Origin of the sequence: Streptomyces collinus Tu 365 (assembly GCF_000444875.1) — a bacterium.
Lineage (GTDB): Bacteria > Actinomycetota > Actinomycetes > Streptomycetales > Streptomycetaceae > Streptomyces > Streptomyces collinus_A.
Window position 1 is genome coordinate 5,464,288 of record NC_021985.1, and the last position, 18,703, is coordinate 5,482,990.

The 18,703-nt window shown below is 75.4% G+C and carries 15 protein-coding genes; 14 read left to right on the forward strand and 1 reads right to left on the reverse strand.

The window, feature by feature from the left end; all coding sequences use genetic code 11:
• The first annotated feature begins 2 nt into the window (after nucleotides 1-2).
• The 14 genes from B446_RS23895 to B446_RS23965 all read left to right on the forward strand — a co-directional run bounded on the left by B446_RS23895 (nucleotide 3) and on the right by B446_RS23965 (nucleotide 17,482).
• Entirely contained in the window at nucleotides 3-971 is a 969-nt protein-coding gene (locus B446_RS23895) for an ornithine carbamoyltransferase (RefSeq protein ID WP_020942002.1), read from the forward strand.
• The gene (locus B446_RS23900) at nucleotides 968-2,317 is read left to right on the forward strand and encodes an MFS transporter (protein ID WP_020942003.1); all 1,350 of its coding nucleotides are present in this window, start codon (nucleotides 968-970) and stop codon (nucleotides 2,315-2,317) included. The genes B446_RS23895 and B446_RS23900 overlap by 4 nt, the downstream gene beginning before the upstream one ends.
• Nucleotides 2,318-2,464: 147 nt before the next feature.
• Complete coding sequence (locus B446_RS23905; RefSeq protein ID WP_020942004.1) at nucleotides 2,465-3,256, forward strand: hypothetical protein; 792 nt, start codon at nucleotides 2,465-2,467, stop codon at nucleotides 3,254-3,256.
• Nucleotides 3,257-3,299: 43 nt separating this feature from the next.
• A complete protein-coding gene (locus tag B446_RS23910) occupies nucleotides 3,300-4,499 on the forward strand; it encodes an inositol-3-phosphate synthase (protein ID WP_020942005.1) in 1,200 nt (399 codons plus the stop codon).
• Nucleotides 4,496-6,298: an SCO3242 family prenyltransferase gene (locus tag B446_RS40800; RefSeq protein WP_268825392.1), complete on the forward strand. Its 1,803-nt coding sequence runs from the start codon at nucleotides 4,496-4,498 to the stop codon at nucleotides 6,296-6,298. The genes B446_RS23910 and B446_RS40800 overlap by 4 nt, the downstream gene beginning before the upstream one ends.
• Nucleotides 6,295-7,245, forward strand: coding sequence for a sugar phosphate isomerase/epimerase family protein (locus B446_RS23925; RefSeq protein ID WP_020942007.1), 951 nt, complete (start codon nucleotides 6,295-6,297; stop codon nucleotides 7,243-7,245). Before B446_RS40800 ends, B446_RS23925 begins: the two co-directional genes overlap by 4 nt.
• Nucleotides 7,242-7,901, forward strand: coding sequence for an EboA domain-containing protein (locus B446_RS23930; protein WP_020942008.1), 660 nt, complete (start codon nucleotides 7,242-7,244; stop codon nucleotides 7,899-7,901). Before B446_RS23925 ends, B446_RS23930 begins: the two co-directional genes overlap by 4 nt.
• Nucleotides 7,902-7,940: 39 nt before the next feature.
• Nucleotides 7,941-8,798, forward strand: a complete 858-nt coding sequence (locus tag B446_RS23935; protein ID WP_020942009.1) for a TatD family hydrolase — start codon at nucleotides 7,941-7,943, stop codon at nucleotides 8,796-8,798.
• 9 nt (nucleotides 8,799-8,807) lie between these two features.
• Nucleotides 8,808-9,965, forward strand: coding sequence for a metabolite traffic protein EboE (eboE, locus tag B446_RS23940; RefSeq protein ID WP_020942010.1), 1,158 nt, complete (start codon nucleotides 8,808-8,810; stop codon nucleotides 9,963-9,965).
• Complete coding sequence (locus B446_RS23945) at nucleotides 9,962-11,350, forward strand: alkaline phosphatase family protein (protein ID WP_020942011.1); 1,389 nt, start codon at nucleotides 9,962-9,964, stop codon at nucleotides 11,348-11,350. Before eboE ends, B446_RS23945 begins: the two co-directional genes overlap by 4 nt.
• Before the next feature lie 31 nt (nucleotides 11,351-11,381).
• Complete coding sequence (locus B446_RS23950; RefSeq protein WP_020942012.1) at nucleotides 11,382-12,200, forward strand: 4'-phosphopantetheinyl transferase family protein; 819 nt, start codon at nucleotides 11,382-11,384, stop codon at nucleotides 12,198-12,200.
• Between the two features lie 1,002 nt (nucleotides 12,201-13,202).
• Complete coding sequence (locus B446_RS23955; RefSeq protein WP_148305742.1) at nucleotides 13,203-13,778, forward strand: hypothetical protein; 576 nt, start codon at nucleotides 13,203-13,205, stop codon at nucleotides 13,776-13,778.
• A gap of 360 nt (nucleotides 13,779-14,138) precedes the next feature.
• Complete coding sequence (locus B446_RS23960) at nucleotides 14,139-14,921, forward strand: ABC transporter ATP-binding protein (RefSeq protein ID WP_020942014.1); 783 nt, start codon at nucleotides 14,139-14,141, stop codon at nucleotides 14,919-14,921.
• A complete protein-coding gene (locus B446_RS23965; RefSeq protein WP_234967961.1) occupies nucleotides 14,921-17,482 on the forward strand; it encodes an FtsX-like permease family protein in 2,562 nt (853 codons plus the stop codon). Before B446_RS23960 ends, B446_RS23965 begins: the two co-directional genes overlap by 1 nt.
• Nucleotides 17,483-17,550: 68 nt before the next feature.
• Here B446_RS23965 and B446_RS23970 read toward each other — a convergent pair whose 3' ends face one another.
• The gene (locus tag B446_RS23970) at nucleotides 17,551-18,549 is read right to left on the reverse strand and encodes a TauD/TfdA family dioxygenase (protein ID WP_020942016.1); all 999 of its coding nucleotides are present in this window, start codon (nucleotides 18,547-18,549) and stop codon (nucleotides 17,551-17,553) included.
• Between the last annotated feature and the right edge of the window lie 154 nt (nucleotides 18,550-18,703).

Genomic DNA, 18,703 nt, shown 5'->3' on the forward strand with positions numbered 1-18,703 from the left:
CCATGGACGTCCGCACGGACGGGCGCCGCGTGCGCCACCTCGTCTCCATCGACGACCTCACCGACCCGGAACTGCACGACGTCGTACGGCGCGGCGCCGAGTTCTCCGCCGGGATCGCCGGCCCGGCCCGCCCCCTGGACGGCCTGGTCGCCGGCGTCTACTTCGCCAAGACCTCCACCCGCACCCGCACCGCGTTCTCCTCGGGCGCGCTGCGGCTCGGCGCCTCCCTCATCGCCTACGGCCCCGGCGACCTCCAGCTCAACACCGGGGAGACCACCGAGGACACCGGCCGGGTGCTCTCCGGCATGCTCGACGTCCTCGTCGCCCGCACCGCCGGACCGGAGGCCGAGCTGCGCGGCTGGGCGAGCCAGCACCGCATGGCGGTGGTCAACGCCATGAGCGCCCAGGAGCACCCCACCCAGGCGCTCACCGACCTGACCACGCTGCTGCGGCACTTCGGCCGCATCGAGGGCCTGCGCGTGCTGTACGTCGGCGAGGGCAACAACACCGCCGCCGCGCTCGCCCTCGCCCTCGCCCGGTACCCGGCGGCCGACCTGGAACTGCGCACCCCGCCCGGCTACGGCCTCGACCCCGGCGTCCTGGAGCGGGCCCGCGCCCACGCCGCCCGCACCGGCGCGCGGATCACCGAACGACACGACATGGCGGCGCTCGACGGGTCGTACGACGTCGTCTACACCACCCGCTGGCAGACCACCGGCACCAGCAAGCCGGACCCCGACTGGCGGGAGATCTTCGCCCCGTTCCAGGTCACCCGCGACCTGTGGCGCACCAGCCCGCGCGCCGTCTTCATGCACGACCTGCCCGCGCACCGCGGCGAGGAGGTCACCGCCGAGATCCTGGACGGCCCGATGAGCATCGCCTTCGCCCAGGCCACCAACAAGATGCACAGCGCCATGGCCGTCCTGGAGCACGTCCACACCCCGGCACTGGTGCCGCTGGCCGTCCGATGAGCGGCACGGCACGGCGGACCGCCGCCGACCCGGCGGAGGTGCCGTGGCTCATGGCCGAGGAGGAACGGGCGACGGAAGGGCGGGACACCGTGACGGTTCTCGACGACAGGCCGGCCGCACCCGAGGTCCCGCCGCTGCGCCGCAACCGGGACTTCCGGCTGCTGTGGGGCGGCGCCGGGCTCTCCCTGCTGGCCGGCCGGGCCACGGCCGTGGCCTACCCGCTGACCGTGCTGTGGGCCACCGGCTCACCGGGCGACGCCGGTCTCGTCGGCACCGCCCTGCTGCTGCCCCAGCTCGTGATGCAGCTCCCGGGCGGCGCCCTCGTGGACCGCTGGGACCGGCGGCGGGTCATGGTGGCCGCCGGGCTGGGCCAGACGCTCGTCGCGGGACTGGTGGTGGCGCTGCTGGTCAGCGGACACACCTGGCTGTGGGCGCTGCTGATCGCCGCGTTCGCCGAGGGCGCGCTCGGGGTGCTGCACCAGCTCGCCGAGCGGGCCGCCGTACCCAGCGTGGTCCCCGCCGAGCAGCTGCCGGCCGCGCTCACCGGCAACGAGGCCCGCACCCGCGGCGCCGCCATCGCCGGGCAGCCGCTGGGCAGCGGACTGGTGGGACTGGCCGCGGCCCTGCCGTACGCGGCCGCCGCCGTCGCCCAACTGGCCTCCGTGCTCTGTCTCTTCGGCATCAAGGGGAAGCTCCAGCAGCAGCGGGCCGCACCGCCCGCCCGGCTCGGCACCGAGATCCGCGAGGGCCTGGTCTGGATGTGGCGGCAGCCCTTCCTGCGGGCCGTGATGACAGCGGTCGCCGTCACCAACGTGCTCTTCCAGGGCCTCAACCTGGCCGTCATGTCCGGCATCCAGGACAACCACGGCACCCAGTTCGAGGTCGGCCTGGTGCTCTCGCTGAGCGGCGCCGGGGGACTGGTCGGCGCCCTCACCGGCGGCTGGTGGCAGCGCCGGCTGCGACTGCGCACCCTGGTCCTCGGCGGCCTGCTCGCCTGGACGGCGCTGATGGCCCCGGTCGCCGCCGCCCTGCACACCCCCGTCCTGCTCGGCGCGCTCTTCGCGGCCAGCGGCTACGTCGGCGGCGTCTTCAACGTGGCGGGCGGTGTGCTGCTGGTGCGGGCCGCCCCCGACCGGATGCGCGGCCGCGCCAACTCCCTCGCCAACCTGGTCGGTTCGGGCGCCATGGCGGCCGGACCGGTCGCCGCCGGCTTCCTGCTGGAGGCCACCGGGGCGGTCCGCTCGGTGCTGGCGCTCAGCGCCGTCATGGCCCTCACGGCCCTGTGCGCCCTGCTCTCGCCCGGCCTGCGCAAGGCCCCCTACCCCGAGTCCGAAAGCCCGGCCTGACCTGCCGCTTCCCGGTATAGGCCGCCCATAGGGCGGCACCGGAGAGTCGTAACCAGGAAAGGCTGCGCCCCTCCCGGAACGCACCGTTCCCCCCGATTCCCGTTCGTCCGTGACCCCCCGATCCACAGCAGATCGTAAGGAGAACCCATGTCGCTCAACACGATGGACCGGAGGGGTGCGCTGCGGGCCGCCCTCGGCGTGGCCGGCGCGGCCGCCGCGGCGACCCTGATCGGCGCGGCCCCGGCCGCGGCCCGGCCCGGTCGCTGCCACCCCACCCTGCCGGACGTGCCGGGCATGGTCGGCGACCGCTGGGCCAACGAGTTCTGGTACCAGTACGACGAGATGTCCTACTACACCCCCTCGCAGGAGATGAAGGACGCCGTCGCCGCCATCACCACCCCGTTCGGCGGTTTCACCAAGACCTACGACGCCTGGTCCGCCACCCGACAGGGCGGCCGCTACCCGCGCAGCTTCCTCGAACTCATCCAGCCCAACAAGGACGCCTTCGAGGTCCTCTCGCGCAACCAGCGCGCCGTCTACGACACGTACTACGGCCGCGACCCGCACGGACTCGTCTTCGCCTTCCAGGAGTTCGGCCAAGGCGTCCTGTTCGACCCGCGCCGCCCGGACGGCCAGAAGGTCCACATGATGAACTACACGCCGCCGGAGCCCACGCACGCCTACCACCGCTGGCACCCCTTCCTCGCCGGGTTCGTGCTGCTCGGCATCGAGCCCCGCTGGTGGACCCACGTCAACCGGCTCGCGGGCGTCGCCTGGGAGCTGCAGTCGCTGGCCCAGCCGATCACGGACCTCGACCACAACCCGCACCTGCCCCGGCACACCGTCCGGCACATCACCGCCAAGTGGCTGCGCCGCGACCGTGCCGAGCTGGACGCGGCGTTCGACGTCTCCCCGTTCCCGGCCGACCTCGGCAAGTAGCCCCCGACCCCGTACGGCACCACCAGCTGGAGGCTGGATCACCATGCAGGACACTGACCGCACCACCGGAACCTCCCCCCGCGTCGGCGTCTGGCTGGTCGGCGCCCGTGGCTCCGTCGCGACCACCGTGGTCGCCGGCACGGCCGCGATCGCCGCTGATCTGGCCCCCGCGACCGGATGCGTCACCGAATCCCCCGTCTTCCGTGACGCGTCCCTGCCGGCCCTCGCCGACCTCGTGTTCGGCGGCCACGACATCGTCGGTGTGCCGCTGCCGGCGAGGGCCGGCCACCTTGCCGACGCGGGCGTGCTGCCCGCCCGCGTCGTCGCCGCCGTACGGCCCGCACTGGAGGCGGCCGACCGCGAGATCCGCGACGGCTCCCCGCGCCAGGGCGAACCGCAGTACACCACCGCCCGCCGGCTCGCCGCCGACATCGCGGACTTCCGCGCCCGGCACGGCCTGGAGCAGGTCGTCGTCGTCAACGTCTCCTCCACCGAGGCGCTGCCCGAGCCCGATCCCGCCTTCCTCGGCCTCGCCGACCTCGACAAGGCGCTGGCGACCAGCACCACCCTGCTGCCGCCCAGCTCCCTGTACGCGTACGCCGCCTTCCACGCCGGCTGCGCCTACGTCAACTTCACCCCGTCCGCAGGCGCCGCGCTGCCCGCGCTGGAGGAGCTGGCCCGGCTGCGCGGGGTGCCGCACGCGGGACGCGACGGCAAGACCGGCGAGACGCTGGTCAAGAGCGCCCTCGCGCCGATGTTCGCGCAGCGCGCGCTGCGCGTCCGCTCCTGGTCCGGCACCAACCTGCTCGGCGGCGGCGACGGGGCGACCCTCGCCGACCCGGCGGCCGCACGCAGCAAGACCGAGTCCAAGCAGCGCGCCCTGGAGGAGACCGTCGGGCACGCCGTCGAGGGCCAGGTGCACATCGACAACGTGCCCGAGATGGGCGAGTGGAAGACCGCCTGGGACCACATCTCCTTCGAGGGCTTCCTCGGGGTGCGCATGTCCCTGCAGTTCACCTGGCAGGGCTGCGACTCGGCGCTCGCCGCGCCCCTGGTCCTCGACCTGGTCCGGTTCGCCGCCCTGGCCCGGCGCCGCGGCGAGAGCGGCGCGCTGCCCGCCCTCGGCTTCTTCTTCAAGGACCCGGTGGCCTCCACCGAGCACAACCTGACCCTGCAGCACGCCCACCTCACCGCGTGGGCCGCGACCCCCGCCCGCGCGCCGTTGCCCGAGGGGGCGCGATGAGCGGCCCGAGCACGACCGTGGGGCGGACGCCGGCGGGCGCACCGGCCGCGGCCGCCGTGGGGCGGCCCCGGGCCGGCGCGGTGACGGCGCCCGGCGCGGCCGGGGCCACCGCCGGCGCCACGGGACGGCCGCTGCCGTCCACCGCCGACGGTTCCGCCAGCGCCGCGTCGCACGCCTCCACGACGTCCGTGGCGGCCGCCGACGTCATCGTCACCTCCGCTCCGGACGCCTCCGCCGCGTCCACCACGTCCGTCCCGGCTGCCGACGCCTCCGTCACCTCAGCCCCGGCCGCCTCCGCCACCTCCTTGGACGCCTCCGCCGCCACATCCGCTTCCGCGTCCGTGACGGCCGACGCTTCCCCCGCGTCCGCCCCGGTCTCCTCGGCCGCCGCATCCTCGCCCCGCGAGCCGGGCCGCCGCCTGAGCTCCCTGGCCCGGGCGGCCCGGGAGACGGCCTTCGCCTGCCGGGAGGCGGCGCGTGCGGCCGGCAGCGCGTTCCGCGCGGCCCGCGGCGGCGCGCGGCCCCCGGCCGGCGACCCCGTCCGTGCGCCCGGCGCCGGTCCGGCGCGGCCCACGGCCGCCCCCGCCGGGGGCGCGCGGCCCCCGGCCGGCGACCCCGTCCGTGCGCCCGGCGCCGGTTCGGCGCGGCCCACGGCCGCCCCCGCCGGGAACGGCGGGGTGGCCGCCTCCGCGCTCGGCGCCGACGGTCGCGCCGGTAGCGGCACGGCCGTCCTCGGGTCCGCCGCCGAGGGTTCGGCCGGCACCGACGCTCCCGCCGCCGGCGCCTCCGCCGGCGCCCGCGCCTCCGAGTCCCGCGCCGACAGCTCCGCCGGGACCGGCACCCGCCGGAACCGCCCCTACGACACCGGATACCGTCCCCGCTCCCTGGTCCTGCGCCGCCGGGCCCGGGACGTCGCCGAGCTGGTGCGGGCGCCCGCCGCGCTCACCGTGCCCGGTGACGTGCTCGCCGGCGCGCTGGCCGCGGGGCGCCCCGCCGGCGGGCGGACGCTGCTGCTCGTCGCCTCCTCCGTCAGCCTGTACTGGGCGGGCATGGCGCTCAACGACTGGGCGGACCGCGAGGAGGACGCCGAGGAACGCCCGGAGCGGCCGGTGCCGTCGGGCCGGATCCCCGCCGCCGCCGCGTTCGGCATCGCCGCCGGGCTCACCGCCGCGGGCCTCGGCCTGGGCGCGCTGGCCGGCGGACGGCGGGTCCTGCTGCGCCGCACACTGCCGCTGGCGGCCGCCGTCTGGGCGTACGACCTCGGTCTGAAACGGACTCCCCTCGGCCCCGCGGCCATGGCGGCGGCCCGCGCCCTCGACGTGCTGCACGGCACGGGCACCGGCCCGGCCGCGCCCGCGCTCGGCGCGGCGGCCACCGCCGGCCTGCACACCTGGGGAGTCACCCGACTCAGCCGGCACGAGGTGACCGGTGAGGCCGGCCGCGAGCCCCTGCTCGCCCTCGCCGTCACCGCGGCGACCGCGCTCGCCGCGAGCGGCGCGGTGACCGCGGCCCGTACCGGCCGGCTCACCGCGCCGGGCGCCCTGGCGGACCCCCGCCTCGCCGTGCCCGTCCTCGCCGCCGTCCTCTACGCGACGTCCTGCGCCCGCCCCCAGTGGGCCGCCCTGCGCCACCCGGGTGACCCGGCCCGGGTCCGGACCGCCGTCGGCGCCGGCATCCACGCGCTGCTGCCCCTCCAGGCGGCCCTCGTGGCCCGCGCCGGAGCCCCGCGGCTCGCCGTGGCGCTCGCCGCCGGGCTCCCGCAGGCGGCCCGGCTCGCCAGGAAGGTGTCCCCGACATGAGCGCCGCGGGTCTCCGCTTCGGCTACGGCACCAACGGCTTCGCCGACCACCGCCTCACCGACGCCCTCTCCGTCCTCACCCACCTCGGCTACGACGGGGTGGCCCTGACCCTGGACCACCAGCACCTCGACCCCTACGCCCGCGGCCTCGCGCCCCGCGTCCGCCGCGTCGCCCGCGACCTGCGCCGCACCGGCCTCGCCGTGGTCGTGGAGACCGGCGCGCGCTACCTCCTCGACCCGCTGCGCAAGCACCGGCCCACCCTGGTCTGCGCCGAGCCGGAAGGCCGCGCCGCACGCGTCGACCTGCTGCGCCGCGCCATCCGTATCGGCGCCGAACTCGAGGCGGAGGCCGTCCACTTCTGGAGCGGCACGCCGGACCCCGGCACCACCCCGGAGCAGGCGTGGCAGCGCCTGGAGGAGGGCTGCGCGCAGGCGCTCGACGAGGCCGACCGGGCCGGCGTCGACCTGGCCTTCGAACCCGAGCCCGGCATGCTCGTCGAGGACCTCGCCGGATACCGCAGGCTGCTGCGTTCCCTCGGCGGCCACGACCGGTTCCGGCTCACCCTCGACATCGGGCACTGCCGCTGCCTGGAGCCGTGGCCGGAGGCGCGGTGCGTGGAGTTGGCCGCCGACCGGCTGGCCCACGTGCAGATCGAGGACATGCGGCGCGGGGTGCACGAGCACCTGCCGTTCGGCGCGGGCGAGATCGACTTCCCGCCGGTCCTTGAGGCCCTGCGCGACGCCCGCTACACCGGCCTGGTCTCGGTGGAACTGCCCCGGCACAGCCACGCCGCCACGGCGACGGCCCGCGACAGCATCGAGTTCCTGCACCGCACCGCCACCGCGCTCCCGGCCCCGCCCACCGCGGGCGCAGACGCACGACCGGCCCGAGCCCGGGTGTCCGCGCACCGCTCCGCAACCGTCCCGATGGAGGTGGCCCCCGTATGACCGCGCCCACGCTCACCCACGCCCCGGCGACCGTCCACGACGCCCTGACCGCCCGCACCCTCAGGGAGTCCCTCGTCTCCGTCCTGGGGGAAGCCCAGCGCACCCGGCTGGCCCAGGACCTCGCCGCGGTCGCGACACAGGGCCCCGCCGCCCTCGACGCCCGCTTCCCCGCCGCCGGCCGCCACTACGGCCGCGGCCCCCTGCCCGGCTGGGCCGACTGGCACGTGGAGGACGGCGTCCGCACCCTGCTGCTCACCCGGCTCCCGCTCCAGGGCGAGGAACTGGCGGCCGAGGCCGCGGCCCGCTACGGGGACGGCGACGCCGCCGAGCGCCGCGGCGTCCTGCGCGCCCTGCCGTTCCTCGCGATCGGCGCCGCCGGCCTGCCCCTCACCGACGACGCCCTGCGCACCAACGACACCCGGCTCATCGCGGCCGCCCTCGGCCCCTACGCCCGTACCCACCTGGACCAGTACCGCTGGCGCCAGGCCGTCCTGAAGTGCCTGTTCACCGGCATCCCGCTGCGTACGGTCGCCGGCCTGCGCGACCGCGCCGACGCCGAACTGGCCCGCATGGCCCTGGGGTTCGCCGCCGAGCGGCGCGCCGCCTCCCGCACCGTGCCCGCCGACCTCTGGCTGGTCGCCACCCCCGAGCACTGACCGAACCCGAACCCACCCCCGAGCGGAAAGCCCCCGGCCATGCGCATCTTCGACCCTCACATCCACATGACGTCCCGGACGACGGACGACTACAAGGCGATGCACGCCGCGGGCGTCCGTGCCCTGGTTGAGCCCGCGTTCTGGCTCGGCCAGCCGCGCACCTCCCCGGCCAGCTTCACCGACTACTTCGACTCCCTGCTGGGCTGGGAGCCGTACCGCGCCGCCCAGTTCGGCATCCACCACTACTGCACCATCGGGCTCAACCCGAAGGAGGCCAACGACCCGCGCTGCACGCCCGTCCTCGACCGGCTGCCCCGCTACCTCGCCAAGGACGGCGTGGTCGCCGTCGGCGAGATCGGCTACGACACCGTCACCGAGGCCGAGGACCACGCCTTCGCGGCCCAGCTCGCCCTCGCCGTCGAGTTCGGCCTGCCCGCGCTCGTGCACACCCCGCACCGCGACAAGGCCGGCGGCACCCGCCGCTCCCTGGACGTCGTGCGCGAGTCCGGCATCGACCCCGCGCACGTGGTCCTGGACCACCTCAACGAGGTCACCGTCGACGAGGTGGCCGGCAGCGGCTGCTGGATGGGCTTCTCCATCTACCCCGACACCAAGATGACCCCCGAGCGCATGGTCGCCATCCTGAAGCGGCACGGCACCGAGCGCATGCTGGTCAACTCGGCCGCCGACTGGGGGCACAGCGACCCGCTGCTCACCCGGGCCACCGCCGAGGCCATGCTCGCCGCCGGGTTCGACGAGGACGACGTGGACCGCGTGCTGTGGCGCAACCCGGTCGCGTTCTACGGCCAGTCCGGCCGGCTCGGCCTCGACGGCTACAACGACACCCAGGCGGCGGGCCTGTTCGCGGGCAACTCCATCGCCCGCGGCGGGAGCTGAGGAGCGGTCATGCGTGTGCGACACCCCGACGGCAGCACCGTCCACCTGGCGTACTGCACCAACGTGCACCCCGCCGAGACGCTCGACGGCATCATCGGCCAGCTCGCCGCCTACGCCGAACCGGTGCGGGTCGCGGCCGGCGCCGAGCGGATCGGCGTCGGCCTGTGGCTGCCCGCCGAGACCGCGGGCCGGCTCGCCGCCGACCCGGCGGCCGTGGCCCGGCTGCGCCGCGAACTGACCGCGCGCGGCCTGGAGACGGTCACCCTCAACGGCTTCCCGTACCGCGGCTTCCACGCCCGGGTCGTCAAGCGTGCCGTGTACTACCCGGACTGGTCGGAACCGGCCCGCCTGGAGTACACCCTCGACCTCGCCCGGGTGCTGGCCGGGCTGCTGCCGGAGGGGGCCCGCGGCTCCATCTCCACCCTGCCGCTGGCCTGGCGCACCGTGTGGACGTCTGCCCAGCGCGCCATGGCCGCCCGCCAGCTCGACGCGCTCGCCGAGGGGCTGAAGCAGATCGCCGCCGACACCGGCCGCACCATCCGGGTCGGTGTCGAGCCGGAGCCCGGCTGCGTCGTGGAGCGCACCGACCAGGCCGTCGACGCGCTGGCCGGCACCGACTCCGAGTGGATCGGCCTGTGCCTGGACGCCTGCCACCTCGCCGTCGCCCACGAGGACCCGGTCGAGGTGCTGGGCCGGCTGCGCGAGGCCGGCATCCCGGTGGTCAAGCTCCAGGCGGCCACCGCGCTGGAGGTCGCCGACCCCGCCGACCCGGCCGTACGGGAACTGCTCGCGGACTTCGCCGAACCCCGCTTCCTGCACCAGACCCGCGAGCCGTCCCCGGGCGGCCGGCTGCTCGGCACCGACGACCTGGGGCCCGCGCTCTCCGGCGCGCTGCCCGGCGACCGGCCCTGGCGCATCCACTACCACGTGCCCCTGCACGAGGACCCGAGCCCGCCGCTGGCGAGCACCCGGCCGCTGCTCCGCGAGACCCTCGCCGCCCTGCTGGGCGGGGAGCGGGCGGTCACCGACCACATCGAGGTCGAGACCTACACCTGGTCCGTGCTGCCCGGCCACCGCGAGGACACCCTCGCCCACGGCCTGGCCGCGGAACTGACCTGGCTGCGCGACGAGTTGCTGGGCCTCGGACTGCGGCAGGAGACGTCATGAGCGGCGGTCGCACGACGACGAGCACGGCGGTGCTGTGCACGGTCGGCCTCACCCCGCGGCTGCTGGAGCACATGCCGCACGTGCGGGCGGTCGGCGAACAGGGCTTCAGCGCCCCGCTGGACACGGTGTTCCCCGCCGTCACCGCCACCGTGCAGGCCACCCTGACCACCGGGCTGCGGCCGAGCGAGCACGGGGCGGTGGCCAACGGCTGGTACCACCGCGACCACGGCGAGGTCATGATGTGGCGCCAGCACAACGCGCTGGTGCGGGGCGAGAAGGTCTGGCAGGCGGCCCGCCGCCGCGACCCCGGCCACTCCACCGCCTACCTGTGCTGGTGGTGGGCGATGGGCGCGGACGTGGACACGGTCCTCACCCCGCGGCCGGTCTACCACCACGACGGCCGCAAGGCCCCGGACTGCTACACCGTGCCCGCCGGCCTGCGCGACGAACTCACGGCGGCACAGGGCGAGTTCCCGCTGTTCCAGTACTGGGGCCCCACGGCCTCGATCGCCTCCACCCGGTGGATCGCGGGCGCGGCGCGCTACGTCGTCGACCGCCGGCGCCCCGACCTGACCTTCGTCTACGTGCCGCACCTGGACTACGACCTCCAGCGCTACGGCCCCGACAGCCCGCAGGCGGTCCGCGCCGCCCGCGAGACGGACGCCGCGCTCGCCCCGCTGCTCGCGGACCTGCGCGAGCGGGGCACCACGGTGGTGGCGCTCAGCGAGTACGGCATCAGCCCGGTGAGCCGGCCCGTGGACGTCAACCGCGCGCTGCGCCGCGCGGGACTGCTGGAGGTGTACACCCAGCGCGGCATGGAGTACCTCGACCCGCACACCTCCCGGGCGTTCGCCGTCGCCGACCACCAGGCCGCGCACGTGTACGTCGCCGACCCCGCCGACGTCCCGCGGGTGCGGGACGTGCTGAAGGCGGTGGAGGGCGTCGACGAGATCTGGGACCGCACCGAGCAGGCGGCCTACGGCATCGACCACCCCAACGCGGGCGAACTGGTCCTCGTGTCGGAGCCGGACGCCTGGTTCACCTACTACTACTGGCTCGACGACGACCGCGCACCGGACTTCGCGCGGGGCGTCGAGATCCACCGCAAGCCGGGCTACGACCCCGCCGAGCTGTTCTTCGACCCGTCGATCCCGGCGGTGAAGGCCAAGGCGGCGTGGACCGTGCTGCGCAAGAAGGCCGGGATGCGCGCACCGCTGACCGTGGTGCCGCTCGACCCCGGCCTGGTCAGGGGCAGCCACGGACGGCTGCCCTCCGACGACCGGGACGGGCCGCTGCTGCTGTGCTCGGACCCGGCCCAGGAACGGGACCGCTACCACGCCACCGAGGTCAAGGATCTGATCCTGCGCCTCAACGGACTGGCCTGAGACCGGCCGTGACGAGGAGAGAGGAGGACGGATGGCTACGCGACCGGCCCAGGCCGACGCGCACATCGACCACGCGGCGGACGTCGGTGAGGTGTACGTACCCGACACGGCACGCGCGGTGGTGGAGCGGCTGCGGCGCAGCGGCGAGACCCACGTGTGGTGGTGGCCGCTCGGCGAGGCGACGGATCCGGCGGACTTCGTGCTGCTGGACGAACAGGAACGGGCGCGCATGCGGCGCTTCCACGCGCCACGGGACGCGGCCGCGTTCACGACCACCCGCGCGGGCGCGCGGCGCGCGGTGGCCGGGCTGCTGGGCGTGCCGGCCCACACCGTGCGCTTCGGCCGGCGCATCTGCCCCGGCTGCGGCGACGCGGACCACGGGCCGCCCGCCGTGGTCCGGCCCCCGGTCCCGCTGGCCATCAGCCTCTCGCGCACCGACGGGTGCGGGGTGCTGGCGGTCCGGGCGGGCGACTGGGTGGGGGTGGACGTGGAGGCGTACCGCCCGATGGAGTCGGAGGCGCTGGCCCAGCTCGTGCTGACGCCGGACGAGGCCGAGCGGATCCTGTCGCTGCCCGACGGGCCGTCCCGCACGGCCCTCTTCCACCGGGCGTGGACCCGCAAGGAGGCGGTGGTGAAGGCGGTGGGCCTCGGTCTGCTGGGCATGCCGCTGAACACCCTGGACGTCGGTCCCGGGCAGGAGGGCCCGCTGACCGTGACCCACGTCCACGAAGGCCGTACGACGACCTGGCACGTGGAGGACCTGGACCTGAACGGCCCGTGGTCGGCGTCCCTGGCCCGCCCGTCGACGGCGGTGCCGCTGGGCCCGGTCCGCCTGAACGCCCCGGCCTGACCGACCAGGGCTCCGCGCACCCCCTCCGGCGCGGAGCCCGCCAGACCCCCGGTACCGATCCCCCCTCGGTCACCGGGAGACGCGGTCCCCGGCCCCCGGCCCTCCCCGGCGGGGGCCGGGGACCGCCTCACATCCGGCCCATCCAGCCAGGGAGCCCCCATGCCCCGACCCACCCACGGCACCCTCACCCCCGCCCCCACGACCCCGACCACCACCCGCACCGGACCGGCCGAGCCCACGACGGCCAAAACGCCCGGCGCAGGACCACAACGGCGACCGGCGACGGCACCCGCGTCCGTCCCGGCCCCCGCGACACCGACCACCACCCGCACCGGACCGGCCGAGCCGACGACGGCCAAAACGCCCGGCGCAGGACCACAACGGCGGCCGGCAACGGTGACCGCGTCCGGCCCGGCCCCTACGACGCCGACCACCGCCCGCACCGGAACGGCCACGCCGACGATGGCCAGGGCGCCCGGCGCGGAAGCCCAACGGCGGCCGGCGACGGCGCCCGCGTCCGTCCCGACCCCCACGACGCCGACCGCCACCCGCGCCGGAACGGCCACGCCGACGACGGCGAGGGTGCCCGGCGCGGAAGCCCAACGGCGTCCGGCGACGGTGACCGCGTCCGGCCCGGCCCCTACGACGCCGACCACCGCCCGCGCCGGAACGGCCACGCCGACGACGGCGAGGGTGCCCGGGACCGGGCCGGCCGGCGAGGGGCCGGAGGGGCGTGCGGCGACCGTGACCGAGCCGGGACCGACGGCGGCCGGCGTCCGCACCCGGACGGGGGCCCCGGCCGGGGCAGCGCCTGCGGCGGGTGGGGCGTCCCGCACCGGTGCGGCCGTGCGGCCGGCGGTGGCCGTGATCACGCCCGCCGACTGCCCCGGCACCGGCGCCGGCCCAAACGCGCCGACGGCGGTCGGTGGGGGAGCGGTCGTGGTGCCGCCGCCGGTCAGGAGGGGGCCGCCGCACACGCCTCCGCCGCGGCCCGGTGCGGTGGTGGCCGGAGTGGTCGTCGCCGCGGGGGTGCTCGTGGGCGGTGGTCTCGTGGGCGGGGCGCTGCGCGGGTTCCTCGACCGGATGGCCGGGGTGGTGGCGCTCGTCGCGCTGTCGCTGGCCGTGATGGTGGGGCTCGCGACGGCGCTGCGCGGGCTGCTGCCGCCCAGGGCCCGGACCGCGGCCCAGCACCTGCACCGGGCCCTGGGCGTGCTCGGCGTCGGGTTCCTGCTCCTGCACATCGGCGTCAAGGTCGCCGGCGGCCGGGTCGCCGCGGGGGCCGCGGCGCTCGGCTGGGGGAGCGGCGACGCGCTGGTCGGCCTCGGCACCCTGGCCTGCTACCTCTTCCTCCTCGCGGTCGCCACCGGCGTCTGGCGCGGCGTCTTCGCCACCCGCCGCTGGATCCGCCCCTTCCGCGTCCTGCACGGCGCCTCGTACGCCGGCTGGCTCGCCGCCGTGGTCCACGGCCTCACCGCCGGCCGCGCCCCCGCCCCCTGGGTCGTCGCCTCCTACGCCCTCTGCCTCACGGCGACCGCGGCCACCCTCGCCGTTCGCCACCTCCGCAACCGCTCCGCGTAGTTCGCCGGTGCCCACCCTCGGTCCGCCCAGCCCGGCGCGTCCGTCCGGTGGGCGGATCCGTCTCCCGGAAACAGGGTGCCTGCCCTCCCACTCCCGTCCGGCGGAACCCGTCAGGGAGCCGAGCGGCGTCAACCAGGCTCGACAGATGGGCAGGTGACAGGCGGCCCGGTACAGGCGAAACGTTCATCCCGAGCGCTGCCCGCCCGCGCCCCGGCCGAAAATCGTCCGCCGACTCCCGCTCGCCTCCGGGACCATAGCCCCGATATAGATCGCCCGGCCACGTTCGTCCCGATGCTCCTCCGCAGCCGGCGGAGGTCGCTGACGACCCCCACGACGATGGATGGAGAGGACTGGTCACACATGAGGACCGAGAGGACCAACACCCAGCCGCGCGGCGGCACGGGAGCCCGGAACCAAGCCGCGCTGCGACTGGAGGAGGTCACCAAGGTCTACGGCCGCGGCGGCCGCGGTGTCCGGGCCCTCGACGGGGTCACCGTGGACATCGCCCGCGGCTCCTTCACCGCCGTCATGGGGCCGTCCGGCTCCGGCAAGTCGACCTTCCTGCACTGCGCGGCCGGCCTGGACAAGCCGTCGTCCGGCCGTGCCTACATCGGCGAGACCGAACTCGGCGGGATGAACGAGACCCAGCTGACCAAGCTGCGCCGCGAGCGCATCGGCTTCGTCTTCCAGGCGTTCAACCTCGTACCCGCCCTGTCCGTCCGGCAGAACGTGGAGCTTCCGCTGCGCCTGTCCGGCTCCCGCCTGGACGCGCAGTGGCTCGAGGAGATCCTGGTGCGCGTCGGCCTCGGTGGACGCGCGTCGCACCGCCCCGCCGAACTCTCCGGCGGCCAGCAGCAGCGCGTGGCGATCGCCCGCGCCCTGATCACCCGTCCCGACGTCATCTTCGGCGACGAGCCCACCGGCGCCCTCGACACCGTCACCGCCAAGGAGATCCTCTCCCTGCTGCGCAACTGCGTCGACGAGACCGGCCAGACCGTCGTCATGGTCACCCACGACCCGGTCGCCGCGTCCTACGCCGACACCGTGCTGTTCCTGGCCGACGGACGCATCGCCGACCGCATGCACGCCCCGACCGCCGAGCGCGTCGCCGACCGGATGACACACCTGGGAGCGTGGGCCTGATGCTGCGCTACGCCTTCCAGACCCTCAAGGCCCGCAAGGGCGGCTTCATCGGCGCGTTCCTCGCGCTGATGTGCGCCGCCGCGCTGGTCACCGCGTGCGGCATCCTGCTGGAGACCGGCCTGCGCGGCACCATCGGCACCGAGCGGTACTCCGGCGCCCCGGTCGTCGTCGGCGGCGACCAGAACGTCCACCAGACCACGGTCAAGCACAAGAAGGGCAAGACCAAGGTCAAGCACAAGGCCAAGCCGCTCGCCGAACGCGTGTGGCTGCCCGCCGACACGGTCGACAAGCTCCGCTCCGTGCCCGGCGCCCGGTCCGTCGTGCCCGAACTGACCTTTCCCGCCTACGCGGTGAGCCCGCAGGGGCAGGTCGTCCCCGGCGTCGACGGCAAGCCCTCCTACGGGCACGCCTGGACCTCGGCCGCCCTCACCCCGTTCAAGCTCGTCGCCGGACACGCGCCCAGCGCCGCCGGCGACGTCGTCGTGGACCGCGAACTCGCCTCCCGCACCGGCCTGAAGCCCGGCGCCAAGCTCACCGTGCAGTCCACCGACGCCCCGCGCGCCTACACCGTGTCCGGCATCGCGGCCCCGGCCGACGGCGACCTGACGCAGCAGACCTCGCTGTTCTTCTCCGCCGACGAGGCCACCCGGCTCTCCGGCCACGACGGACAGGTCTCCGCGATCGGCGTGCTGCCCAAGCAGGGCGTCTCGGACGGACAGCTCGCCGACCAGGTGCGCAAGGCGCTCAGCGGCACCACCGCCCAGGTGGCCACCGGCGGCGACCGCGGCCCGGTCGAGTTCCTGGACGCCGCCAAGGCCCGGATCAAGCTCGTGTCCATGGGCGGAGCCATCGGCGGCACCTCGCTGCTCGTGGCCATCCTCGTCGTCGTCGGCACCTTCGCGCTCTCCATCCAGCAGCGCTACCGGGAGCTGGCGCTGCTGCGCGCCATCGCCGCCACCCCCAAGCAGATCCGCCAGCTGATCGGCCGGGAGGCACTCATCGTCGGCCTGCTCGCCGGCGTCACCGGCTCCGTGCTGGGCCTGCCCATCGCGTACTGGCTGCACGCCAAGTTCGTCGACTTCAAGGCGATCCCGGACACCCTCCAGGTGACCTTCAGCGTCTTCCCCTTCTTCGCCGCCGTGGGAGCCGCCCTGCTCGGCGCGTGGGCCGCGGCCCGCATCTCCGCCCGGCGCACCGCCCGCATCCGGCCCGCCGAGGCGCTCGCCGAGTCCGCGGTCGAGCGGCCCGGCTTCGCCTGGGGCCGCACCCTGTCCGGCATCCTCACGCTGGCCGGCGGCATCGTGCTGCTCGTGGTGCTCAGCGTGCTCGACACCGAACCCGCCTCCACCCCCGTGACCTTCCTGACGGTCGTGGTGCTCGCGGTCGCGGTGTCGCTGCTCGGCCCGCTCATCGCCCGTGTCGCCGTCGCCCTGCTCGGGGTGCCGCTGCGCGCCTCACGGGTGGCCGGCCACCTCGCCACCGCCAACGTCCGCGCCAACACCAAGCGGATGGCCTCCGCCATCACCCCGCTGGCGCTGCTGATCGGCATGGCCTGCACGGTGTTCTTCGTCCAGACCACGATGGGCGACGCCGCGACCGCCCAGGCCCGCGACGGCAACAAGGCGGACTGGGTGGTGGCCTCGGCCGGACCCGGTGTGCCGGAACAGGCGACCGCCGCGCTGCGGCAGACCCCCGGCGTCACCGCCGTCACCGAGGTCGTCCGGACCTCCGTGCGCATCGGGCTCGACAAGTACCCGGCGCAGGGACTCTCCGCCCAGGGGCTACGCGAGACCTGGGACCCGGACGTCACCAAGGGCACACTGAACGGCTTCGGCGACGGCAGCGTGGCGGTCAGCGAGGTCGCCGCCGACCACCTCGGCAAGAAGCCCGGCGACACCATGAAGGTGACCCTCGGCGACGGGACCGTCGTCAACCTGAAGGTCGCCGCCGTCTACGCCCGCGGCCTCGGCTTCGGCGACCTGACCATGAGCCACGCGCTGGTCGCCCGGCACGTCGACAACCCGCTCGCCTCCTCCGTCCTGGTGCGCACCAGCGGTGACGGCAAGGCCGGACGCGAGCAGCTGCAGAAGGCCGTCGGGCACTTCCCCGGCGTGGGCGTGCTCGACCGCGCCCAGGTCGAGGACCTCCAGGCCGAGGTGCAGCAGAACAACGCCGAGGTCAACTACGTCGCCATGGGCCTGATCATCGCGTTCACCGCGATCGCCGTCGTCAACACGCTCGCCATGTCGGTCTCCGACCGGCTGCGCGAGTTCGCCCTGCTGCGGCTGGTCGGCACCACCCGGCGCCAGGTCATGGGCATGCTGCGAATCGAGGCCGGGATCGTCGTCCTCGTCGCCGCCGCCCTCGGCACCGGCATCGCCTACGCCGTGCTCACCGCGTTCAGCATCGGCATGACCGGCGCGGCGGCACCCTCCGTGGCCCCGCTGACCTACCTCGCCGTCCTCGGCTTCGGCGGTGTGCTGGCCCTGCTGGCCACCGTGATCCCGGGCCGGCTGGCGCTGACCGGGCGGCCGGCGGACGTCATCGGCGCCCGGCAGTGACCGGTGGGAACGCCTGAAGGGCCGGCCCCTCGTGGGGGCCGGCCCTTCAACCGGTCAGGATCCGTATCTCAGTTGAGCACGGCGCCGCCGTGCAGCCGGTCCACCCGGCTGCGCCGGTTGTCCAGGTGGGCGTAGACCCGCTCCAGCCAGCGGTCCTCACCGTCGTAGCGCGGGGTGAAGGAGGTACGGCCGTGCACCGCCACCCGGTTGTCGACCACGGCGAGGTCACCGACCCGCAGCCGGTGCGCGGCCATCGTCGCCACGAACGCCTCGCGCAGCTCCGCCATCGCCTCCTCGGCCTGCTCGTCCAGCGGGTGCGTGGCGGCGAAGTCCACCAGCACGTTGGGGTCGTCCAGGTCGCCCAGCAGCACCGGGTGCGCCGACCGCACCCCGCCCAGGGCCCCGAACGAGGGCGGCGGCTCGGTCAGGAACCGCGGCTCGCCCAGCACGCGCCGCGTCGGCCCGGTCAGCAGCGGCAGCGCCCGGCGGATCGACGACGTGCACAGCTTGGCGTCGCCCGTCGGGTCCTCGCGCATGCACAGAAGGCCCACGTAATCGGGACGGTTGTCGTGGAAGGCGTTCTCCACATGCAGTTCGAGCAGCACCGAACCGGCATTGCTCTGTGAATCCTCCTTTCCGGGAACGGGCACCACGTTCTGCACCAGGGCACCGCTCTTCTCGTTCCGGAACGCGACGACCTCGCCGAGTTGCAGCATCACCGAGACGATGGCGGCGGCCGCCGCGGTCGGCACATGCTCGACGGAATTCGGCACGCCCGGTGTCGGCCGCAGCGGTTCGCCGGCCGTCACCGGCACGCCGCGCAGCAGCAACACCCCGTCCGGACCCGGGTCGTGGCGGAACGCGCGCAGCGTCCCGAGCAGCCGCCGGGGCAGCAGCGAGGTCGCCTCGCGGGCCGCGGCCAGCCAGTCCGGTGAGTCGATGAGCGGGTGCCGCGGGCCGGTCAGCCGGCCGGCCAGCGCGATCAGTCCGGTCTGCTCCGCCGCGGTGAGTTCATGTGCGGTCACCGTGCTTTCCGCGGCCGGAGCCAGAATCTCTATCTGCGTCACAGCGTTGTCCTCAGGTCGACTGCATTGCTCGGAAAAGTTTCCGCGCAGCGCCTATCGCGACCCTATGGAAAAGGGCCGTCAACGCCGTATAGGGGGGAAATAGCGGGCGGGCGGAACCTGGCCCCGCAGAAGTCCGGCGAAAAGTCCGGACGGT